Annotated in this window: 15 protein-coding genes and 1 pseudogene; 5 read left to right on the top strand and 11 right to left on the bottom strand. The window is 44.7% G+C overall.

The annotated features are described in order from the left end of the window. The first annotated feature begins 69 nt into the window (after positions 1-69). Entirely contained in the window at positions 70-1,245 is a 1,176-nt protein-coding gene (locus F0229_RS14440; protein ID WP_171733106.1) for an MFS transporter, read from the top strand. A 213-nt stretch (positions 1,246-1,458) separates the two neighbouring features. On the opposite strand, the gene F0229_RS14435 is transcribed toward F0229_RS14440, so the two are convergent. After that, a complete protein-coding gene (locus F0229_RS14435) occupies positions 1,459-4,215 on the bottom strand; it encodes an immune inhibitor A domain-containing protein (protein WP_171733105.1) in 2,757 nt (918 codons plus the stop codon). A gap of 47 nt (positions 4,216-4,262) precedes the next feature. Continuing rightward, positions 4,263-4,589 carry a hypothetical protein gene (locus F0229_RS14430; RefSeq protein ID WP_029235426.1) on the bottom strand — a complete coding sequence of 109 codons (327 nt, stop codon included), beginning with the start codon at positions 4,587-4,589 and terminating at the stop codon, positions 4,263-4,265. A gap of 409 nt (positions 4,590-4,998) precedes the next feature. Here F0229_RS14430 and F0229_RS14425 point away from each other — a divergent pair. Both F0229_RS14425 and F0229_RS14420 read left to right on the top strand, forming a co-directional pair. Continuing rightward, a pseudogene (locus F0229_RS14425) lies at positions 4,999-5,403 on the top strand (Lrp/AsnC family transcriptional regulator); the annotation flags it as partial. Between the two features lie 165 nt (positions 5,404-5,568). Beyond that, positions 5,569-7,131 (top strand): PAS domain-containing methyl-accepting chemotaxis protein, encoded by a 1,563-nt coding sequence (locus tag F0229_RS14420; RefSeq protein ID WP_017071362.1) that lies wholly within the window; start codon positions 5,569-5,571, stop codon positions 7,129-7,131. Between the two features lie 108 nt (positions 7,132-7,239). Here the strand turns inward: F0229_RS14420 and tkt are convergent, their stop codons facing one another. Next, a complete protein-coding gene (tkt, locus tag F0229_RS14415) occupies positions 7,240-9,246 on the bottom strand; it encodes a transketolase (RefSeq protein ID WP_171733104.1) in 2,007 nt (668 codons plus the stop codon). A gap of 87 nt (positions 9,247-9,333) precedes the next feature. After that, a complete protein-coding gene (tal, locus tag F0229_RS14410; protein ID WP_171733103.1) occupies positions 9,334-10,284 on the bottom strand; it encodes a transaldolase in 951 nt (316 codons plus the stop codon). Positions 10,285-10,743: 459 nt separating this feature from the next. Here tal and F0229_RS14405 point away from each other — a divergent pair, with 459 nt between their 5' ends. Together F0229_RS14405 and F0229_RS14400 are read left to right on the top strand one after the other, a co-directional pair. Next, positions 10,744-11,751, top strand: a complete 1,008-nt coding sequence (locus F0229_RS14405; RefSeq protein WP_017061711.1) for a sugar-binding transcriptional regulator — start codon at positions 10,744-10,746, stop codon at positions 11,749-11,751. Between the two features lie 168 nt (positions 11,752-11,919). Beyond that, positions 11,920-13,287 carry a glycoside hydrolase family 18 protein gene (locus tag F0229_RS14400; protein ID WP_171733102.1) on the top strand — a complete coding sequence of 456 codons (1,368 nt, stop codon included), beginning with the start codon at positions 11,920-11,922 and terminating at the stop codon, positions 13,285-13,287. A 78-nt stretch (positions 13,288-13,365) separates the two neighbouring features. On the opposite strand, the gene F0229_RS14395 is transcribed toward F0229_RS14400, so the two are convergent. From F0229_RS14395 to moeA, 7 genes are all read right to left on the bottom strand, one after another. Then, positions 13,366-15,660 (bottom strand): bifunctional diguanylate cyclase/phosphodiesterase, encoded by a 2,295-nt coding sequence (locus tag F0229_RS14395; RefSeq protein ID WP_171733101.1) that lies wholly within the window; start codon positions 15,658-15,660, stop codon positions 13,366-13,368. Between the two features lie 385 nt (positions 15,661-16,045). Beyond that, positions 16,046-16,894: a sulfurtransferase gene (locus F0229_RS14390; protein WP_017065718.1), complete on the bottom strand. Its 849-nt coding sequence runs from the start codon at positions 16,892-16,894 to the stop codon at positions 16,046-16,048. 123 nt (positions 16,895-17,017) lie between these two features. Next, positions 17,018-17,332: a hypothetical protein gene (locus F0229_RS14385; RefSeq protein WP_017061706.1), complete on the bottom strand. Its 315-nt coding sequence runs from the start codon at positions 17,330-17,332 to the stop codon at positions 17,018-17,020. Positions 17,333-17,538: 206 nt separating this feature from the next. Next, positions 17,539-18,171 carry a hypothetical protein gene (locus F0229_RS14380; RefSeq protein WP_017071461.1) on the bottom strand — a complete coding sequence of 211 codons (633 nt, stop codon included), beginning with the start codon at positions 18,169-18,171 and terminating at the stop codon, positions 17,539-17,541. 11 nt (positions 18,172-18,182) lie between these two features. Then, positions 18,183-20,318 carry an LruC domain-containing protein gene (locus tag F0229_RS14375; protein WP_171733100.1) on the bottom strand — a complete coding sequence of 712 codons (2,136 nt, stop codon included), beginning with the start codon at positions 20,316-20,318 and terminating at the stop codon, positions 18,183-18,185. A gap of 255 nt (positions 20,319-20,573) precedes the next feature. Continuing rightward, complete coding sequence (gene moeB, locus F0229_RS14370) at positions 20,574-21,323, bottom strand: molybdopterin-synthase adenylyltransferase MoeB (RefSeq protein WP_171733099.1); 750 nt, start codon at positions 21,321-21,323, stop codon at positions 20,574-20,576. 12 nt (positions 21,324-21,335) lie between these two features. Then, positions 21,336-22,571 carry a molybdopterin molybdotransferase MoeA gene (moeA, locus tag F0229_RS14365; protein ID WP_102393097.1) on the bottom strand — a complete coding sequence of 412 codons (1,236 nt, stop codon included), beginning with the start codon at positions 22,569-22,571 and terminating at the stop codon, positions 21,336-21,338. Positions 22,572-22,671: the final 100 nt, after the last annotated feature.

Raw genomic sequence — 22,671 nt, 5'->3', positions numbered from 1 at the left:
TAACAAAGTGTTGCGACTTTGTTGAATTTTTGGTCTATTGACCAACTGTGCTCATATTTAGGAACGAAGATGAATAGAAATGTTTGGCTGCTTTCACTGTGTCAGGCCTTGTTGATGACGGGTAACATATTACTGATCTCTGTGATTGGTTTGATCGGTAAGCAGATTGCACCCAGTGTCAGCATGATCACCTTGCCGGTTGCACTGCAGTTTTTGGGTTTAATGGCAGCCACTATTCCAGCATCTTTAATTTCAGGCAAGTTAGGGAGAAAGAGAGGATTTAGCATTGGTAATGTGGTTGGCATTACAGGAGCTAGTCTTGCCACCTACGCACTGTCTCAGCAAAATTTCTATCTGTTTTGTTTCGCTACGTTCTTACTTGGGATAGGCATAGGTTTTGGCACGCTTTATCGTTTTGCTGCAATCGAGGTGTGTGATGAAAATGCCCGTCACCGAGCGATCTCTATCTCGATGGCTGGTGGCGTTTTAGCCGCGGTATTAGGGCCAAATTTGGCGATTATGTCGCAACAGTGGTCGCAAGATGGCTTGTACATTGGTGCTTTTGCTTCTTTGATTGGATTGAACATTCTTGCGTTACTCATCTTACAAACAATTCAGTTTCCAAAAGTCTCTTTTAATAGTCAGGCACCTAAATCCGATCCTCTCTGTGTGATAGTAAAAGCGCCTAACTTTATTGGCGCAGTGTTTGCTGCCATGGTCGCTTATGCGGTGATGAATATCCTGATGACAGCAACGCCATTGGCAATGATTGGTTGTGGCTTTGACTTTACCAAAGCAGCGGGCGTCATTGAGTGGCACGTATTGGGGATGTTTGTTCCTGCATTCTTTACTGGTTCACTTATCGAGAAGTTTGGCTCAAGAATGATGATCTTAGCGGGTGGGGTGCTGTTCGTTGTCTGTATCGCGATTAACATTCATGGCGAATCTATTTGGCACTTCAGAGCGGCTCTAGTTGTGCTTGGTGTCGGTTGGAACTTCATGTTTATCGCGGCAACAGGTTTGTTTAGTCAGTCCTACCAATCGCAGAATAAAGCTAAGGCACAAGCGTTTAATGAATTTATTGTCTTTGGCTGTGTGACGATTACCGCCATGCTCTCTGGCTGGCTAGAATCGACAGCAGGGTGGCAGAACCTCAATATCTACGTATTACCATTCGTGTTAGCTGTTATCTTGCTGTTCGCATTCAGTGCTCGTAAATCGCGTATTCAAAAGCAGCCTGTGTAATGGCTCATCGAATGGTGGTTCAGTAAATTTGTTACTGTGATTAAAACCCTAGTATCTCGAACTGCGACCAATAAAAAGCCCTACCAAATCGGTAGGGCTTTTGCTTACGGCTTAAATAATAACGTTTTCTTAAAACTGCTGTCGTGGCTTATATCCTGTGACAACAGTACTTAAGCTTGTGTTGTAAATACGCATGACAGAGCCAGCGATGATTTACAGGTCGACCAAAATTGTCTTAGTGGTAATCCCACCTTGGTCATCGATTATCTTCAGTGTCACCTCGTGCTTTCCGTATGAAGGGAAGATTGACGTGAATGTGCGACCTCGTTTCACCTTTCCGTTTGGAAGTGTCCACTCGGTATCAACAATACGACCATCGCTGTCTGAACTTGTAGACCACATGGTTACCCAGCGGCCCAAGTGAATGTACTTCGCGCTCGCTTCTGGAAGGGCGTTTGGAGATTCAACACTCACTACGGAGCTAAATGAAGCGGTAGCGCCTTTGTCGTCGACAACAGTCAAGTTCACCGTGTATTCGCCCGCTTGCTCGTAAGACCAAGTTGGTGCCACTTCGTTACTTGTTGTGCCGTTCCCAAAGTCCCATAGGTAACGGGCGATCTCACCGTCTTGGTCTGAGCTGAAGTTGTTTGCAGAAACAGTCAGACCAGTCACATTAAGCTCGAAGTTCGCAGTAGGAACGATGTTGTGTTGGCTTACTTTAGATAAGCGAACCACACCGTATTCGTTGTTATCACTCTGATTCACAATATCGACCGCTAAACCAAACTCCGTCAGGATGCGTCCTGAATCAGGCGCTTGAGGCGATGTGTAATCTTGGTCATCCGAGAAGCTAGCATTGCCAACCAAACTGGTATCTTCGAGTACATCGTTGTCGCTGTTTACAAGACGCATTGGAGTATGATCTTTGAGTGAAAACGCTGCGTCTCGAACTTGGTAGCGTGTTTGAGCCGCTTCACCAGAGTTTGCCCACACCATGGCATTTTGGTCTGCATCGACCACGCCTAACCAACCTTCACCAGGGTGTTTACCTACCCAGTTGTCGGTTAGTGATTCGTCGACGTACCAAATGATCAAGCCAGGGTCGAATGACATCAGTTGTCCCATGCGTTTGATGTTCGCTAGGCCTTCATCAACATCCATGTGGCTGCGCCATTGCAATAGATAGTAGTGCTGCGCTTGATGGAATCCATTACTCAGCTTGTAACCATTAAGGGCGAAGGTGGAGTTGCTTTCACCATCGTCTATTGAGGTCACTTCACCATCGACAACAACAGCAAGGTTATCTAAATAGAAGCCTTCCATTGCTAAGCCGCCATCGGTGATGTATTCAAAAGACAGTTCCACTTCTTGGCCTGCCCATTGTGAAACGTCGAACTCAGCGTCGACCCATCCGCCAGATTCGCCGCCAATAGCAGGAACGAGGTCCGTGTTGTATGGATCGTCCATTGAGGTAATGTTTCCTGCAATGGCTTGTCCGTTGATTAGCACGCGCGCAAAGTCGTAGTCTTTTTCAATCTCATACCAAGTTTTGAAAGACAGCAGTGCAGAATCACCCGCTGGGATCATCAACTTGCGAGTCATACTGTTTTTCAGATCATCGCCTTTTTGAGAGTGGAATGAATACTCGCCCTCAAAGGGTTTCAGACTTTCAATCTGCTTTTCAGGAAGATCCACTTTGATCATGTTAGGACGACTGTTATCCGTTGTTTGGAACAGCGTATACACTTGTGGATTGTCTTCTAGGTCATCAATCGAGAGCTGATCATCGTTAACCCAACGTCCGCCAATCGATTTCTGTAGGAAGTGTTTTGCCCAAGAGCTGAATGCCGTTGGTTGTGTACCACCAATTTGACCAGCCCAACTGCCCGAAGACATGATTGACCAGTAAGAAACCGGTTCGCCTCTGCCTGTGTATTGCGTGTCATACTCGTCTGGTAAGCCTAAATCATGACCATATTCGTGGGCACAAACACCTGCAGCCGCATCAATCGGTTGAATGGTGTAATCGAACGCCGCGTATTGGCCACCAAATCGATCTGGAAGCGAGCTAGAAGTACCTTCCAGTACATGAGTGCGACCAAGGTTGAATCGGTGAGACCAAATCGCATCAGGGCCTAACACGCCACCACCGGCTTCTTCGCCTACAGATGCATGAAACACCATCAGGTGGTCAATCACACCATCGGGTTCGCGGAAATTTCCGTCACCGTCGTAATCGTAACGATCTTCGATGTCGTAATCGGCAAGGTTGATACTCGGATCTTGAGCCAGTTGATTCAGCGCTTCACGAACCAGTTCTTGGGCGTTTAGGTCGTTGTCGGTGGTAGGGGAGTTGCCACCATAGAATGACGCAGGCTTAGAGGCGCGATACCAACCTGCCGCTTGACCTGAAACGCTGTAACTGTCGCCTGATTCGCTTTGGTAATATTGGCGCATCGAGATTAGGTTTTCGCCATTTGGCCCTGTGTAGCCAGAATTTGAAAACAACAACTCTTGATAATGTTCAGGGTTGTAGCTCTCGTAGAGCATCTGCGTGTGCTCTTCGGTCAACTTGTTGTCATCCCAGTTCAAATCAGGGAAATCGACCAATAGAGCGAGTACTTTATCGGTGCGCTTGGTGCCGACTTCTAAAGCAAAGACACTCGCTTTTTTAACGCCAGACCCTTTTTCTATGGCTTTGAGTATTTTTGCGCGTTGCTCAAGTGCTTTTTTTCCGAATTGAGCATCGCCTTTGAAACCGGAATTGATTTTATTTTTCAAGTAACGGTCAAGCGCATCGCGCTTTGCCGCATCGGTTGCATCTTGGTCGACTAAGCCTTGTCTAACTAGCATTTCAATGAGTTTGTCTTCATTAACTACGCCTAAATCAATAGGTGTTTTTGCATAACCACTGACGCTAAATAGAGTAAGCATTGCTGAAGCCAACAATGTTTTTCTCATCATTTTCATTATATTTCCTTTTTGTATTTCCATGTCGATATCAGTATCAACTTGCCTTATTCAGATCTGTTGTCCGAGTTTGGCCTAATACACTCTTGTGGTGCCTTATTTAACTGACGTGTGTTTGTTGTATGTTTTTTACTTTCTATCTCTTTTGTATTGGTTGTCTCTTTTCTATTTTTTGAATCAAACGGAGTGCTCTTCACTTTTTTAGCGTTGAGATAGATACGCAAAGCTTCTTGATTTTCCTCATAGGTTAAGCCTGAACAGATAACACCTCGTTTAATCAATGACTTCAGTAATAGTTCGTCGTTCTCAATAGTGGAAGCCTGTGACAGTGAGGAAAAAATTAGACCCATTAAAGCCATTGTTTTGTGTGACATTATTATATCAAGCCATCAGTTTTGATTATGTAACAAAATATATTTATAAATTTTACCAATCAAATGGATAATTATTACAATTAATTATTCGTTCCGGTTTCAACATTTAGAGTTAATATAAAATAAGGAGTGTTATTTATTCTATTGTCAGTTATTTAATGGGTTTTGTTGAATGAATAGTTGATAGTTTGGATGTTTAATAACATTGATTAGGTCGTGGTTATTATTCTGGAGGGCGCTTTATACAAGGCGTTGGGTTCTAACTAATAAGATGATTTTTTATTATCGGTGTTTTAAAATACGCATGTAATAACTGAGTCATTAGTAAATACCCATGCTCAAATTATTTTTACTCAAAATATCAATAATTAGGGTATTGAGAGTAACTTTCAGTGTTTAAATGACGTGAAATTTAACAATAGCAGAGCTGGTCGGGTTGTCACCGCCTGCTTGCTTAAAGCGAGTGAAACGGCTGAGAGAAGAGGGCGTGATTGTCGGTGGTGTGTCCATCATTAATCCAGAACTGACCGGCAGTAAGATGACTTTGGTTGTGTCCGTGGAAATGGAGCGTGATCGAGGGGATATTTACCAAATCTTTCGCCATCCTATTTCAAAGGCAGAAGAGGTCACGCAGTGCTATCAGATATCAGGCAGCTTTGATTTCATGCTGATTGTGACGGTCAAAGACATTCAAGCCTACGAAGACTTTGTGGAGCGAGTACTACGCAAAGATCTGAATATTCGTAAATTCCATACCTCTGTCTCAATGAGAACCGTGAAATTTACCACTGCCGTAAACTTAGATGAGTCGTGACTGTTGGCATGAGAAGATAGTGAAGTTATTAGCTTTGTGAGGTACTTAGCTAATATTTGTATAAATAGCAGGCATTTACACAAAATGTGACGTTCACATTTTGTCATAACTTTAATAATTGTATATATTCCTCGCCTAAAATAATAATTAACCTAAGTTAATATAATGACTGTCAGCTCATCTACTCAATCTCGTGAAACGCTCCTCAGCGAAAACGAACAACTTGTCTCTACCACTGATTTAAAAGGCGTGATTACGTACAGTAATGATGCTTTTTGTCGCATAGCGGAATACAGCCAACAAGAATTGCTAGGGCAACACCACAATATCGTAAGGCATAACGATATGCCGAAAGCCGCTTTTGCTGATATGTGGGTTAACCTAAAGCAAGGTAAAGCTTGGCGTGGCATCGTAAAAAACAAAACCAAATCTGGTGGGTTTTACTGGGTCGATGCTTATGTAACTCCAATTTACGACAATGGTAAGGTGAGTGGCTACCAATCTGTTCGTGTTAAGCCAAAGAATGAATGGATACAAGTTGCAGATAAGGCTTACCAAGGCCTCTTGAAGGCTGAAAAGTCGGGTCGCCAATGGTCATTAAAGATCAGTGACAGTGTTCGTTACGCCGTGTTGCTAGGCTCTTTGGCTGCGCCGTTAATTTCAAATCTCATTGAAGTAGGGCAAGTATCACAATGGTTGTTGAGCCTACTTCCTGTTTCAGCATTAGCACTGCTTTTCCGACAAGAGCTGATTGATACTCCACTGCAGTTGAAAAAGCTGCAATCTAAATTCGATAGTGTTAGTCGTCTTGTTTATTCAGGTAATAGTCAGTTCTCTATTGCCGATTTTCACTTAAAACTATTGTCTGCAAGAATCCACACCGTATTAGGTCGCATGACAGACTCAGCCAAGCCGTTACAAGATTTGGCTGACAACCTAAATGCGACGTCATTTGAAGTATCAGAAGCCTTAGATCAACAAACAAAAGACATTCTTCAAGTACGAGAGGCGACTGAAGAGGTTGAAGTCACCGCCAATGAGGTCTCTTCTCGCACAGAAGAAGCGCACCAGATTGTTGATGTGACTTTGCAAACCTGTGCTGGCGCTAAAGAAAGCATTAATCAAACTCATCAAAACTTAGAGAGCCTAGCTTCTCAGGCTGAAAAGGCGACTCAAACGACTTACCAACTGAGCGATCAAGCGCAGAGCGTAAGCAAGATAATGGAAGAGATTGGTGGAATCGCCGAACAAACCAACTTGTTGGCCCTGAACGCTGCGATTGAAGCGGCGAGAGCGGGCGAGCAAGGACGAGGCTTTGCCGTTGTTGCCGACGAAGTCCGTGCATTGTCGGGTCGAACCTCAAAGGCTACGGTTCAGATCAAAGAGAGCATCGATACCATGCTAACGACGATTGAAGGGTGGCAAAAAGATATTCTGGCGAACCGTAAGCAAACGGACGCATGTGGTGATGTTGCGAAGGTGAGTGCAGAGCGCTTGTCGGAAGTCGAAAACCTAATGCAATCCATGAATGAACTCATGCAGTCTGTTGAAAGTTCTGCTCATAAGCAACGTGAGCTGTCGAGTGAAGTCAATCTGCATATGCAGTCTATCGCCTCGACCGCAGAACAAAACTTAGTGGCAACGCATTCTGTGAAAGACCACTCCACAGAGCTAAAAGAACGAGTCAATGAGTTCTACCAACTGGCAAAGCGTTTCGAAGAAAAATAGCCGTTAGATTTAATCCGAATGAGAGAAAAGACAAAAAAAGCCCCGTATTTTCATGCGGGGCTTTCTGTATGCATCAACCCATTGAAGGGCGAGACAATGTATTCAAGATTAAGCTAGAAGCTCTTTCGCTGTGTTTACTACGTTTTCAGTAGTGAAACCGAACATCTTGAATAGCTCACCTGCAGGTGCAGACTCGCCGAACGTTGTCATACCGATGATCTTGCCACCGAAACCAACGTACTTGTACCAGAAGTCAGCGATGCCAGCTTCTACAGCGATACGTGCCGTTACGTCAGATGGAAGTACAGACTCACGGTACTGCGCGTCTTGTTTGTCGAACGCATCAGTAGCAGGCATAGAAACTACGCGTACTTTCTTACCTTCAGCCGTTAGCTCAGCAGCAGCGTTAACCGCTAGCTCAACTTCAGAACCCGTTGCGATAAGGATAAGCTCTGGCTTGCCTTCACAATCTTTCAGGATGTAACCACCCTTAGCGATGTTTGCTACTTGCTCAGCGTCACGATCTTGTTGTGCAAGGTTTTGACGAGAGAAGATAAGTGCAGAAGGACCATCTTTACGCTCGATTGCTAGTTTCCAAGCAACAGCAGACTCAACTTGGTCACATGGACGCCATGTGCTCATGTTTGGAGTTAGACGTAGAGAAGCGATCTGCTCAACTGGTTGGTGAGTTGGACCATCTTCGCCAAGACCGATAGAGTCATGCGTGTAAACTTGGATGTTCTGAGTTTTCATCAGAGCAGCCATACGCATAGCGTTACGCGCGTATTCCATGAACATTAGGAACGTTGCGCCGTATGGTACGAAACCACCGTGCAGAGCGATACCGTTCATGATAGCCGTCATACCGAATTCACGTACACCGTAGTGGATGTAGTTACCAGAGAAGTCGTTTGCTTCAAGAGACTTAGAACCAGACCACATAGTCAGGTTAGAAGGCGCAAGGTCAGCAGAGCCGCCCATGAATTCTGGTAGCATAGCACCGAACGCTTCTAGAGCATTTTGAGATGCTTTACGTGATGCGATGTTTGCTGGGTTAGCTTGAAGATCAGCGATGATTGCCGATGCTTTCTCTTCCCACTCAGCTGGTAGGTCACCGTTTACGCGGCGTTTGAATTCAGCTGCCAGCTCAGGGTATGCTGCTTCATAAGCTGCAAGTTTCTCGTTCCACGCTGCTTCCTTAGCTGCGCCTGCTTCTTTCGCATCCCACTCTGAGTAAACTTCCGACGGAATTTCAAAAGGACCGTGCTCCCAACCTAATTCTTTACGTGTTGCTGCAATTTCGTCAGCGCCTAGTGGTGCACCGTGACAGTCGTGTGTACCTGCTTTGTTTGGAGAACCAAAGCCAATCACTGTTTTAGTACAGATTAGAGTCGGACGAGGATCCGCTTTAGCTGCTTTGATAGCCGCGTTGATAGCGTCAGAATCGTGACCATCTACCGCTGGGATTACGTGCCAGCCGTAAGCTTCGAAACGCTTAGGTGTATCGTCAGAGAACCAACCTTCAACTTCGCCATCGATAGAGATACCGTTGTCATCCCAGAAAGCAACCAGCTTACCAAGACCAAGCGTACCTGCTAGAGAACATGCTTCGTGAGAAATACCTTCCATCAGACAGCCATCACCCATGAATGCATAAGTGTAGTGGTCTACGATGTCGTGGCCTTCTTTGTTGAACTGGGCAGCAAGCGCTTTCTCAGCCATTGCCATACCAACAGCGTTAGTGATGCCTTGACCTAGAGGACCAGTCGTTGTCTCGATACCAGGAGCGTAACCGTACTCTGGGTGACCTGGAGTCTTAGAATGCAGTTGACGGAAGTTTTTCAGGTCTTCAATTGAAAGCTCGTAACCTGCTAGGTGTAGCAGAGAGTAAATCAGCATTGAGCCGTGGCCGTTAGACAGGATAAAACGGTCGCGGTCAGCCCACTCTGGGTTTGCTGGGTTGTGGTTTAGGTGAGAACGCCAAAGTACTTCAGCGATGTCAGCCATACCCATAGGTGCGCCTGGGTGACCAGAGTTTGCTTGTTGTACGCCGTCCATGCTTAGAGCACGAATAGCGTTAGCTAGATGCTTTCTGTTTTGAGGAGATTGATTCATAAGAACTTCCGAATAAAAATTAAGAAAAACAAAATTGATAAAAGTAGGGGAACTGAACGTTCCCCTATTTGAATTTGGTAAGAGTGATTACAGCTTAGCTGCGATCATGTCTTCTAGTTTGCCTTGGTCAACGGCGAAGTTGCGGATGCCTTCAGCCAGTTTCTCAACAGCCATTGCATCTTGGTTGTGGTCCCATAGGAACTCAGCGTGAGTCATCGCTGCTGGACGCTCTTTAGTACCGTTAGAGTCGATAAGCTTCTCTACTACTTCGCCTTCTGCTGCTTCTAGGTCTGCTAGAAGTTGAGGAGCGATAGTTAGACGGTCACAACCAGCAAGTTCAAGGATCTCGCCGATGTTACGGAAGCTTGCGCCCATAACAACAGTTTTGTAGCCGTGGTCTTTGTAGTAGTTGTAGATATCTGAAACAGAGATTACGCCTGGATCTTCTGAAGCTTCGAAATCACGACCTTCTTTCGCTTTGTACCAGTCCATGATGCGACCAACGAAAGGAGAGATTAGGAATACGCCAGCTTCAGCACAAGCGCGAGCTTGAGCGAAAGAGAATAGAAGCGTTAGGTTACAGTTGATGCCTTCTTTCTCTAGGATTTCAGCAGCACGGATGCCTTCCCAAGTAGAAGCCAGTTTGATAAGGATGCGGTCATTAGTGATGCCAGCGTCGTTGTACATTTTGATAAGTTGACGAGCTTTAGCAACGCTGCCTTCCATGTCGTAAGAAAGACGAGCATCTACTTCAGTAGAGATACGGCCAGGTACAACTTTTAGGATTTCTTTACCGATGTTCACGTTAAGCATGTCGCAAGTATCTTGAACTTGCTGTGCTTTATCACCGCTTTGCGCTTTTGCGTATTCGATAGAAGCATCGATTAGAGGAGCGTACTCAGAAATTTGAGCAGCTTTAAGAATTAGAGATGGGTTAGTTGTTGCATCTTCAGGAGTGTACTTGCTGATAGCTTCGATATCGCCAGTGTCAGCTACAACAGTTGTTAGTTTACGAAGTTGCTCTAATTTATTGCTCATTTTGATCATCCTATGTATCGCATAACACCTCATTAATGGGAGAGGTGTGGGCATTTGCAAGCTAACTAATGAAGTTCTCAATGGTTGTACCAGTGAGCCAAACTTACATTAATTTAAATTTTTCTCCGAACGAACATTTGCACAGAACATTTGATCGCTCGATGAGTAAATGATGTAGCCATATTTATCCGATCTAGCCCCAAAGTCAACGGTAAATAGTACTGTATGGTGACTTCAGTCAAATATATTTCGCTCTAGTAATCATGGGCTATGCAAGCAAACGTTTAACGAGCAAAGTGAGGTGAATTAATCAACAACAAAACCATGGTTATGACTATGAGCAAATGTACCTTGCCGTTACATATGTTCGGGGTGTAAACTTGTGTATCACTTGCTTAAGCATCGAACATTTGTTCTTCAAGCAGGTAAAATAATTGTTAAATATTGGTTGAGTGGTATATGAGTAAGAATATCCAAGATGTTTCCGAAGAAAACACTGATCTCCTCACTGAAGTAGCGGTTGCTTATTATCAAGATGGTGCTACGCAAGAAGAGATATCTAAAAAGTACTCTATCTCCCGTGCAAAGGTTGGTCGAATGCTCAAGCAAGCCCGAGATGAGGGCATTGTTGAGATCACCGTGAAATATCACCCCGTCTTTAGTGCGAAGATCGAGCAACGTTTGATCGAACGATTTGGTGTAAAGCGTGCGCTTGTGGCACTAGACCAACCAAATGAGGAGAAGCAGCGATTACAGGTTGCTGGTTTAGTGTCTAACTACCTTACCAGTACACTGAAAAACGGCATGGTAGTGACAGTAGGACAAGGTCGAAACGTATCGTCTGTTGCTCATCACACTGGCGTCATTACGCCACGAGACTGCAAATTCGTGTGTGGTATCGGCGGTATTCACCCAAGAGGCGGTATGTTTAATGCCGACCATATATGCAGGCAGTTAGCCAAAAAGTACGGTGGATCTTCTGAAACCTTATACGCGCCCGCTTATGCCGAGAATAAAGCGCAAAAAACCGCATTCATGGAAAACAGCACCGTTAAGCAGACCCTCGATCTCGCTCGAAAAGCCGATGTCGCTTTGGTCGGTATCGGTGATATGAGCGAAAACAGCTATATGGTCGACTTAGGCTGGTTTACCGCAGGTGAGGTCGTTCAATCTCGTTTATTACAAGGTGTCGTCGGTGACTTTGCGGGTTATGACTTTTTCGATGTTCACGGTAAAACAGCAAACACAGTAATGAGTGACCGTGTGATTGGTTTGGCCTTGGAAGAATTTCGCCCAATAGCGGAAGTCATTGCCATTGCAGCGGAGAACAGTAAGCCATTAGCTCTATTAGGCGCACTAAGAACCGGTGTGGTCGATGTGATAGCGACCAGCGTAAGTAATGCTTTGACGGTACTTAACTTGGACGAACAACTTAGCGTGAATAAACCAAACAGCAGTGAATCGTAAGATACTTAAGCTTCGTTGAATTCACTATTTGAGTAATCATGGAAATTCCCCTGATGAAACCAGTGCAATAAGGGGGATAACTATTAGACATGACTCGAATAGTGAATTTGTTCAGCGGTTGAAAGAATTATCACTCTTTAATGTTAAGCCACACTAAAGGAGATAATTATGAAACTGTCATTTATCACACGCGCTATTTCTAGCAACAGTGACCAATCAAGTTCTATCTTTAAATCTAATTCCGTCATTGCGCTTAGCTTAATCACCACGGCTTGTATGCTCACACCTGAGGCACATGCCGATGATAAAGTCGTCGCAGGGTATTTTGCGGATTGGCAATATCTGAATAAAGACAACCCTTATACCGTTGACGACATACCTGCAGACAAGCTCTCACATATTATTTACGCCTTCTTGAGCATGTGTGGTCCTCATAGCGGTGCTGGTGAGCCCGTCCAAAAACAAATTCAGCAGCAATGTGCAGACAAACAACCATATACCGCGATTATTGTGGATAAAGAAGCTGCGTTAGAAGTCGATTTCGGAGACGTGGGTGTTGATGCCGCCTATAAAGGTCACTTTGCCCAGTTAGCTCAACTGAAGGCCGACAATCAAAATATCAAAATTTTGCCCTCATTTGGAGGGTGGACAATGTCTGAACCTTTCCATGTGATGGCGAAAGATCCTCAAGCCATTGCGCACTTTTCAAAAACTGCTGTTGAATTGATCCAAAAATACGACTTCTTTGATGGTATTGATCTTGATTGGGAATACCCAGGAGGCGGCGGCTTAACCACTTCGCCTTGGAACCCAGAGACGAAACTAACGGATGAGCAAAAAGCGCTAGAGCGTGAAGCTTTTACTCTTTTAGTAAAAACAATCAGAAGTGATTTGGACGCTCTATCAAAGACGACTCAAAGAGATTACGAGCTTTCAACGGCTGTCGGTGTTGGTGCTAAGGCAGCTCAAATTGACTGGAACGCAGCTAGCCCATATCTGACGAACATGTTTGCGATGACGTATGACTTCCTCGGAGGCTGGGGAACTCAAACAGGTCACACAACAAACTTACATGCCACCGAGCGTAGTTGGTGGGGAATGGGAGCTGATGTCTTCATTAATCAGATGATAGAGCAAGGTATTCCTAGCGAGAAGCTCGTGATCGGGGCGGCTTTTTATGGTCGAGGTTGGCAAGGGACAAAAGACTTTGCTGGAGAGCTGCCTAAAGGTGACCTAGTTTCTGAACAAGGGGCGCAGTTTGGTACCGGTGAAAACGGTTACTTCATGTTTTGGGATCTTATGAATAACTACAGCAGTAAACAAGGTTATGAGTATAAGTATGATGAGCAAGCTCAAGCACCTTATTTGTGGAACCCAGATAAAAAAGTATTCATATCTTTTGAAGATCAGCGTTCTATTAAAGCAAAGGCAGAATGGGCGAAGAAATCAGACCTAGGCGGCATTTTTACTTGGGAATTATCAGGAGATCCTTCCGGGCAGTTGATCGATGTTATGCATAGTGAAATGAATAAATAACTGAACAGAAAATACCTAGAAAATAAGGTAGGTGTTTAGCCGCCTACCTTATTTAGCTCGTCTATTTAACTCACGTTCTTAAACAGAACATTCCGCGTGCTCGGTCACTTTCTTGTTTAGGTGAGTAGCCAGCTCATCATAAGGAATAGGGCGAGAGAAGTAATAGCCTTGCATTAAGTCACATCCACATGCCTTTAGAATTGCGAAGTGTTCGTTTGATTCTACGCCTTCTGCTAATACCACCATGCCGAAGTTCTTACCGATTGCGATGATGTTTTGCACCATGGTGAGTGACTGCTGATCGACAGCAATGTTCTCAATAAAGCTCTTATCGATTTTAAGTTCATCGATAGGCAGTGCTTTCAACATACTTAGTGATGAATAACCTGTCCCGAAATCATCTAAAGAGATCTTTATATTTTTCTCTTTGAGGGCTTCAAAAGTCGGTTTCACCAAAGTCACATCTTCAATGAACAAGCTCTCGGTAATTTCTAGCGTTACACAGCTAGGAGAGAGTTGATACTTTTCTAGTGTCGCGAACAAGTGCTCAGAGAAGGATTGATGAGAAAACTGACGCACTGATATGTTGATCGACAGCCCGATTTTTTGTTCTGTTTTTCGGTGCAAGTGGGCGATCTGCATAATGCTGGACTCAATAATAAAAGTCCCCAGTTTTTGCATTAAACCCGTGTTCTCTGCTATCGGTATAAAGACATCTGGCGGAACAAAACCCAATTCCTCATCAATCCAGCGCACGAGTGCTTCTACACCATGAATACTTTCATTTGCACGAACCAGCGGTTGGAAAACCATGAACAGCGTTTGTTTCTCGATAGCGATGCGTAGCCTTTGTTCTACTTTCATTTTGTAGAGATGAGCATCTTGCATTTCCGTTGTGAAAATACTGTACGAGTTTTGCTGCTGTTTCGCTTTGTACATTGAAATATCGGCAGAACGTAACAGGCTATCCAGATCTTTTCCGTGTTCTGGGAAACGCGCTACGCCGATGCTGCAACCTAACAAAAACTGAGCGCTTTCAACTTCATAAGGTTGAGAAAGCACTTCAATAATGCGCTTGGCGAGTCGTTTAATTTCAGCTTCATTCGACAAGGGCGTCAAGAACAAAAACTCATCACTGGATTCACGTACCAATAGGCTGAGGCGAGATCGGAACCTCATCAAACGCAAAGCGATATGTTTGAGAACCTTATCTCCAAAGTCATGCCCGTGGGTGTCATTGACGCATTTAAAGTTATCGATATCGATAAACAACAGCGAAAACGGCTCTGACTCATCGTCAATCCATTTACCAATGTTTCTACGCATGTACAAACGGTTTGGCAGAGAGGTTAAAGGGTCATGGTTCGCCTGATAAATGAGTTGGCTACGAGTCCGTTGTTCATTCTTGGCAATCGACTTAACCAAAAAGTAGAAACCAAACTGAAGAAAAATAAAGGCAACGAAAAGAATGCTGAACTCTTGTATGAATATACTATCGACGTGAGTTAGATCCGTACGTCCTACCACCCATAATTTGTAGTTTGGGATGTACTTCGCGCTCATCAAAGAGTGGTACTCTTCATCGTCGACGACAAAAGAATAGGTTTCTTGCCCATTCATCGCTTCTTGTACGCTAATTCCGAAGTGGTCGGTAAAGATACTTGCAATACGCTGTATGACATCTTTGCCGACTGGAGAGGAATAGGCACTCTCAGATTCAATATCACTTGAATAAAACTGGCGATAGCTGTCTTTTCTGATCAGGCTTAGTGTATTGAAACTTCCGGCGTGAGCATTATTTTCAAATACGATCGTTGCGTCTAATCGTAGCCCTGCGGTCATTACTGCATCGGTTTTCTTGCCATCGATTGAAATGGATTTTCTCAGCGGGATGACTAAGCTATTCAACGAATCTTGAAAATAGGTACGGCCAAGCACCATGCTACTGCTTGATAGGGCGTCTAGGAAGGAGCCTCTGGTTGGCGCGTATTGCAGCAAGTTCCTTTGATTCGCAAGTTCGAGATTTGAGCTAATCGAGAGGTAATCACCGTCGGTGTTCAACAAGCCAAACGCTGCTATCGCAGGGTGGGTCTCAAGTAGCTTGTCTAATATTGGCCTAATCTGGATAGATGCAGTACGTGTGAAATCAGACTGTTGAGCCAGTTGATGGCCAACCACTTCTAACAAGGCTTCTTGACTGGTCAGCAGCGAGTTGACGGAGCTAGAAAAAAGCTCAACCTGAATGTGTTGCTGCTCTATGAAGTCGTCTCTGTTTGCTTTCCAGTTTGTTATTGCCAACGCGGCGAAAAGTATCAGGGTCAGTAGTACGACAAACGCGTACAGCGACCAGATATTTTGCTTAAATAGAGCCATGAGATGCCTTTGTTGGTTACTACTTTTAACAGACTGCAAGTGACAAACTATTGGGTTGTCAGCGCGATTCATGCAACGAAAAATACAAACATCAATGATGAAAGTATTAATGATTAAATAGTGTAACGACTACGAGCAGAGATTCTTGAGTGAAAAATTAGTATTCATAACGTCGATAACGATTAGTTTATGATTAATCACGAATTATGGTTAGCAAGTTGATGTGGGTTACAAATCAAACGGCGTGAATCGAGTCTTGGTCTCAAATGAACATAGCGTTAACTGCGACATAGAGGCTTACTTCATGAGACGTGGGGCCATCATTATCAGTAAGCTCTTTATGCATGCGCAGTATATTCTAATAGTTGCATTAAGCGAAGTTGAATTACTTTTTAGTCACGGCGATAGGGAGTTTGTCGTTAGCACCCCATTCCGTCCATGAACCATCGTAAACACCCATTTCACCGTTATAGCCAGCGAGTTTAGCGGCTAATAATATGATGCAAGCTGTTACGCCAGAGCCACAGCTAAAGAACATAGGTTGAGAAGGCGTTAATTCTAGCGTTGAAAAGATATCAATAAGCTCTTCTTGGGACTTTAACTTGCCGTTTTTGAGTACTTGGGCAAATGGTAGGCAAATAGAATTCGGTATATGGCCACTACGCAAGCCTTCACGTGGTTCAGGAACTTCTGAATCGAAACGAGCTTGAGAACGAGCATCTACAATGTTTGCGCTCTTGTCAGTTGAGTAACCTTCAATCTGCTGAGCACTGACAAAGTAGTTGTCTTGAATATGGCCTTCAAAATTGCCCGCTTTTACTTCGGTGCGATAGTCAGTCTCGGTCGCGTAACCGGCTTCGATCCAAGCTGGCAAACCGCCATCTAAGATGAATACGTCGTTGTGTCCCATTGCCATAAACATCCACCACGCACGAGGAGAAGCGAAGGTTCCGGAGTTATCGTAAACCACAATCGTACTGTCTTGATTGATGCCAATTTCTTTTGCGCGAGTGTTGAAGTGTTTTTCGCTCGGAAACATGTGAGGAAGCAGAGTGTGCTTGTTACAAAAGTCTTTGTCGTAGTCAAAACGAATAGCACCAGGAATCATTTGTCCTTTGATCTTTTCTGACTCGCTTGGAATTTGAAACTCGATGCTGGCGTCGAGGATGATGATATTGTCTTCTGCTAGCAAACGTTGTTGAAGTTGTTGTGGTGAGATGAGTGGCTGATTCATTATTGTTATATCCATTCTTGTTGTTTTAGCGATTCTTACTGTTTTAGCGAATACAGTGGTAGAGCGATTACTGTTGCTTTTGCGAATACAGTTGCTTTACGAATACCGTTGTTGCATCGATGGCTACTGTGCAGCTCGACAGTGGATGAACTGATAACTGCTTTGTCCGGTTATTTGATTGTTTAATGTATCAAGCGCGACCACAGAATCAATAGGGCAGTCTGTGGTAGGAGCAATAGAGAGCCGAAATACGTCATTATCTTTTGTCTGAACCGTCAGATAACGCCTGTGCCCATCTAAGGATTGAGTAAGCGTGTTCGAAATTACTTTGGCTTGAATACGTTGCCCCGTCTCTGATGTTAGCGGGAAATAGGCAAGGGCAACTAACACGCCTACGCCACACATTAAGATAAATAGACCTATTTTTAACTGTTTCATGAGAGTAAGTCTTTGAAGGTTATGTTGAAAATATAAGTGAGGTTGGTGGTAAAGTGAATGCTACTCGCTAAGAAAGCTGAATTAACTGCTCTTCGACGAAAATAAAAAAGTGAGCATTTCTGCTCACTTCCTACTTACAAACAATCCATTTTGACTCTGTTTCGTCAGAGATCTCGCTAACGACAAGTTACCTGCTGTTAAACAATTTACTGCCAGACAATCTGAGAGTCGCCGCTAGAAACCACTTGTTGTAATGGAGGTTGACCATCGTAAAACCAAATCTCTATCAAGAGTGCGTCATGGTTTACTGGTGCTGCAAAGTTGGAGGCGAACACACCGTTATCTAGTGGGCCCGCAATGACCTTGCTGGAGTAATCCGGCTTCAAGGTTGAGTCATCTCTTGTACTAAAGCGGCTATAAACGGTCACAAAAGAACGGTCTGTCGAAATGCTGCTGATGTCAATGTTGAGATCAAACTGTTCAACAGAGTTGTAGTCAAATCCATCAGGTACCACCAAATCACTCATCGTATAGCTCTGCGCTGCTACCGCACTTGTCGCGGGAGACGGCGAAGGCGTTGCTGTTACCGGAGTCGTTGCTGTTACCGGATTCGACGGAGTTGCAGGTGTCGAGGGTGTAGATGGTGATGCCGTAGATGTACTTCCGCCCCCACCGCCGCCTCCACAGCCGGCTAATACTAATGGCGCTGCAGCTAAAATAACGGCTAGTGACTTCTTGATGTTCCAAGTGCTTTGTACAGACATACGTTTTTCCTCAAAGAGATTGCGACTTGAATCAACGCAATGATTGTCTCGATATTGTTTAGTGTGAATAGTCATAACGTCTCTCCTTATGGTTCGTAACGTTGGTTGTCTGCAGGTGATTGGTACCATGTTTGGTTCGTTTCACCGCCGGATTCTGCGTATTCTTTAAACTCTGGGTAAGCGGTAACAATATCGACGTACTCTAAAGGCCACTCCCATTCGTCATCCGAAGTCACTATTAGTGCCCAAGGGTGGTTTTCTACTGTTTTGAAGTATTTACCTGTTGATGGATTACTGTCATCGACGCCTAAACCAGCTTCAAAGAGGTTAGTGGTATCAAATGCTTCGGTTGGAGCTTGGTCTGGCAAGTGAACCTCCCAGCTGCGTCCTGGATGTAGAGGTAGGTTTTCACCGTGATAATAACCAGGCGTTGCGAAAATGAACGGGTCGTAAGGCATATCGGTCCAGCTGCCAGTACTCACACCGTCACCGGCTAAAGTAATACCAATTTGGAACGAGAACTGCTCATCTTCTTTACATCCATTACTGGTGCGGTAGAAGGTACAGCCAGTGCTGATTTTTTCTGTCAGGTCATTGGCGATAACAAAGATTGCTTCGCTACGTCCATCTTCTAGGTCAAGGTCAGTGAATACGCCGTTGTGTTTCATGTAAGAGCTACCACTACTCACCAAGCTCGGGTCGAGGTTAGGAAGTCGAACAGCAAAACCATTTCTGTACGATGCCCCGACAGCAGCTAGGCGGCCGTCGATAGTTGATTTAACGACTTTTCCATCTTTAAGGATTTCAGTAATACGATACATAAGAACAGCATCGTTCATGTCGTAGTCAGCTTTATAAGGCCAGTTATCTTCGTACGCGAGCGTTGCGTAACCAGAAGCACTTGGGAAGTAACGAGCAGTGGCACCATCGTTAAGAACATCGACTTGAATATCGACCACCTCACCAGAGGTTGAACCGCCAAAGTAACTTAGGTTGGTTTGTTGACTGAATCTAAAGCGAGCCCACGTCGTACCGGTCAGAGCGTTGATATCGACATTTAGGAACAGATCGTTTTCACCCGCATCTAACAGGTAATCGGTAAATACTTGCTCGTTGGCGCCATCGAAACTGCCATCTTGGTTCCAATCTATCCAAGCCGAAAGGTAACCGGTTGTTGAAGCCTCAATCACCACTTTTGAATCAAGACCAGCTTCAAGTGCGGTTACAAAACCGATACCACCGTTCGCCCACTCATCATCAATACCCACGCTTTCATCCGATTGCGGTGTTACGTAGCCGTCAAGATCGGCGTCGGGCGCGTCTGTACCTAACCAAGTCACGCCATCTAGTTCATGTCGAGGACCGTTACTTGCTAATAACGTTAGATAGGTATCTGGAGCGTCACCGAAGTCGATGTTGGAATCTTCATCTACGACAGGCGCATTCGCACAGCGAGCACCATCATTTTGATTCGAAGAAGGGCCATTCGATACGAACTCTACAGCAGGAACGACACCTGCAGCGATGTTTGCAGCGTTATCTGGGGATAGGTTGATACGGTAGATCTTACCGTCTTGATTTCGAGATACGTAATAGTAGCCGTTTACATCAAAATAACCTGCGCCAAACGTCCCTGTTTCTCCGGTATCACCAATATAGGTTTCTGCACCTGTAGTTGGGTTGAAGCTGTACAAGCCACCCGAGTTATTGTCGATACCATATAAAGAGCCATCACTTGGATGAAAGGCGAAATCAGTCAGTTTTACAGTTGCAGGGCTGCCCGCGATTTTGTTGACCGTGACGGTCGCATTCGGATCAGAGTCTAAAGGAGAGAGGTCAACAGTAAATAGTCCCTTACCTGTACGATACAAGTAGTAAACATGGTCATAGACGTCGCCGACATAGAAAGTGTGATCGGTTGGTAAGCCACTGGTATTGATAACTTCAGCTTGGAAATCCTGTCCAAGGCGCACCAAGCGTTTGTTGGTGGTGTCATAGCCATAAATATATCTGTCTTGAAAGTCGAAACCAACACCATTGATATTGGCATTCATACCCGTATCGTCTTCTAACAGAGTGGTTGAGCCGGTCACTAGGTTAACCCCCCAAACTTGCACTGGGGTGGATTGAAAAAGGTATGCCTTACTAGGGCAGGTATCGAATGGCGCTGCGTTGGCGACCAATGGCGCACTTATTAGCAAACTTAACGTTGTGATTCTCATATCTACATCCTTGTGATGGAAGGTACAAATATAGTTACAAGTTATGTGCCAAATTTAACGCGTTGATTTTTAACGATTATATTTTGTGGTGCTGATTTTTTTATTGTATTCTCAAAATGAGAACTCAAATGAAACTAATCTCTCATAGAGTATTTCAAATTGATAAAGCGAGTTGAGATGCTGACGTTGAGATATAAAAAAGCCCCAACATATAGTCAAGGCTTAAGTTTTCGATAAGAGGGGATATGATTTAGCTTATCCACACACCGAACAATTAGGCATCTTCATTAAATTCATTTCACGCCAGCTGTGAGACATGGCATCGAGAATCAAAAGCTTGCCTTGCTTTGGTTGTCCAAACCCGGCAATAACCTTGATAGCTTCCAAAGCCTGAGCCGCGCCAACCATGCCAACAACAGGTGCCATCACACCGGCTTCAACACAGCTTAGAGCAGCGTTGCCGAATAGAGCGCTCAAGCACTGGTAGCAAGGTGCATTTTCATCTTGATAAGTGAATACGCTAATCTGACCTTCCATGCGAATCGCAGCGCCCGATACTAGAGGCGTTTTTGATGCGTAACATAAGCGGTTCAACTGATTGCGCGTTTCGACGTTGTCACTGGCATCAAGAACAAGCGAGTGTGCTTCAATTAACTTGCCAAGTGCCTCGTCATCAAGCCTGTGTTCGACAGTTTCAATCGTCAGATGCGGGTTCAATACCTGCAAAGATTCAGCGGCAGAATCGACCTTCTTCTTACCAATATCAGTATCGGTGTGAAGTACTTGTCGCTGCAAATTTGAAAGCTCGACAACATCGTCGTCGATCAGCATTAGTTTACCAATGCCCGCAGTCGCAAGGTATTGAGCAGAGGCACAGCCTAAACCACCCGCACCTAACACTAAGATTGAACTCTGTTTCAGCGCTTCTTGACCTTCAAAATCAAACTGTTTGAGAATGATCTGGCGATTGTAACGAAGCATCTCTGCGTCAGACAGTATTTCCATCAGCAAGCCTCGTTAGTAAAGCGTGGAGTTAAACAGTTGAATCTGAACCGTTTCACCGACTTCAACACGGCCACGTTCGCGCTCTAGTACCACAAAGCAGTTTGCTAAGCTCATTGAGCGGAAAGCGCCAGAGCTTTGGTTACCTGTTGTTTCTACTACAAACTTACCGTTTTCAATCGAGTAGATGCCACGTTGGTAATCAGTACGGCCTGGGCCTTTTTTGAATGCAGATTTAGTGATAGCAGGAATCGACTCTGGTGCTGTCCATGCTGTGTGACCAGCTAATTTAGCCAGCATAGGCTGAACTAACACATACATAGTCATCATTGCAGACACTGGGTTACCCGGTAGGCCACAGAACCAAGCGTTGTCTAGCTCACCAAATGCGAATGGTTTACCTGGTTTGATTGCTAGTTTCCAAAAGCCGATTTCGCCAAGCTCTTCAAGAATGTCTTTGGTGTAATCAGCTTCGCCGACACTTACGCCACCAGAAGTGACAACTACGTCTGCCAGTTCTTGCGCTTTTACAAAGGTTTCTTTAAGCGTTGCAGGGCAATCAGGAATAATACCTAGGTCAATTGCTTCGCAACCAAACGCTTCAATCAGTGGTTTGATACCGTAGCGGTTGCTGTCGTAGATCTGACCATCTTCAAGAGGCTGACCTAATGGCTTGAGCTCATCGCCAGTAGAGAAGAAAGCGACTTTAGGTTTGTGTGCCACAGTTACATGACTCACACCGAGCGAAGCAATCATTGGAATGTCACGAGGTGTTAAACGTTCGCCACGGCTAAGAACGATATCGCCTTGCTTGATGTCGTCACCGGTAGGGCGAATGTTATTGTTCAGCTTGATGTCGTCTTGCTGAATCTCAATGCCAGCGTCAGTTTCAGCCGTGTTTTCTTGCATGATTACGACGTCACAACCTTCCGGGATCTTTGCGCCAGTCATAATGCGAATACAGGTGTTTGCTGGCCATTCACCTTCAAAAGGTTGACCTGCAAAGGACTTGCCCGCTAAAGGCAGCACTTTACTGTTCTCTAGGTCTGCTAAGCGCAGTGCATAGCCGTCCATTGCTGAGTTATCAAAAGGAGGGACGAAAATAGGGGATAGAATATCTTCAGCAAGTACGTAACCCAATGCTTCTGCTAATGGCAGTGATAAGGTCGTTTGAATAGGTTGAATTGGTGATAGCAGCTTATCTAGTGCTTCTTCAATTGGCATCAAGCCCGGAGCGTCGCAACAGCCCATAATTGAAATCCTTTGATCGTTATTATTTTGATTTGGCGGTTGGCAATAGGGATTCAATAGTTATCAAATCATGATGGTTCGCCAACGAAATTCTAGCCAC

Origin of the sequence: Vibrio sp. AIC-3 (genome assembly GCF_013114515.1) — a bacterium.
Classification (GTDB): Bacteria; Pseudomonadota; Gammaproteobacteria; order Enterobacterales; family Vibrionaceae; genus Vibrio; species Vibrio crassostreae_C.
The sequence above is the reverse complement of the archived record's forward strand: the minus strand, read 5'-3'. Positions and strand labels throughout refer to the sequence as shown.

What these genes read in the sequence shown, in the direction of transcription:
- F0229_RS14405 (WP_017061711.1), top strand. Translation starts at nt 10,744, where the DNA reads ATGAGTAAGAATATCCAAGATGTTTCCGAAGAAAACACTGATCTCCTC.
- F0229_RS14385 (WP_017061706.1), bottom strand. Translation starts at nt 17,332, where the DNA reads ATGAAACAGTTAAAAATAGGTCTATTTATCTTAATGTGTGGCGTAGGC.
- F0229_RS14420 (WP_017071362.1), top strand. Translation starts at nt 5,569, where the DNA reads ATGACTGTCAGCTCATCTACTCAATCTCGTGAAACGCTCCTCAGCGAA.
- moeA (WP_102393097.1), bottom strand. Translation starts at nt 22,571, where the DNA reads ATGGGCTGTTGCGACGCTCCGGGCTTGATGCCAATTGAAGAAGCACTA.
- F0229_RS14430 (WP_029235426.1), bottom strand. Translation starts at nt 4,589, where the DNA reads ATGTCACACAAAACAATGGCTTTAATGGGTCTAATTTTTTCCTCACTG.
- F0229_RS14440 (WP_171733106.1), top strand. Translation starts at nt 70, where the DNA reads ATGAATAGAAATGTTTGGCTGCTTTCACTGTGTCAGGCCTTGTTGATG.
- F0229_RS14435 (WP_171733105.1), bottom strand. Translation starts at nt 4,215, where the DNA reads ATGAAAATGATGAGAAAAACATTGTTGGCTTCAGCAATGCTTACTCTA.
- F0229_RS14400 (WP_171733102.1), top strand. Translation starts at nt 11,920, where the DNA reads ATGAAACTGTCATTTATCACACGCGCTATTTCTAGCAACAGTGACCAA.
- F0229_RS14390 (WP_017065718.1), bottom strand. Translation starts at nt 16,894, where the DNA reads ATGAATCAGCCACTCATCTCACCACAACAACTTCAACAACGTTTGCTA.
- tkt (WP_171733104.1), bottom strand. Translation starts at nt 9,246, where the DNA reads ATGAATCAATCTCCTCAAAACAGAAAGCATCTAGCTAACGCTATTCGT.
- tal (WP_171733103.1), bottom strand. Translation starts at nt 10,284, where the DNA reads ATGAGCAATAAATTAGAGCAACTTCGTAAACTAACAACTGTTGTAGCT.
- F0229_RS14380 (WP_017071461.1), bottom strand. Translation starts at nt 18,171, where the DNA reads ATGACTATTCACACTAAACAATATCGAGACAATCATTGCGTTGATTCA.
- F0229_RS14375 (WP_171733100.1), bottom strand. Translation starts at nt 20,318, where the DNA reads ATGAGAATCACAACGTTAAGTTTGCTAATAAGTGCGCCATTGGTCGCC.
- moeB (WP_171733099.1), bottom strand. Translation starts at nt 21,323, where the DNA reads ATGGAAATACTGTCTGACGCAGAGATGCTTCGTTACAATCGCCAGATC.
- F0229_RS14395 (WP_171733101.1), bottom strand. Translation starts at nt 15,660, where the DNA reads ATGGCTCTATTTAAGCAAAATATCTGGTCGCTGTACGCGTTTGTCGTA.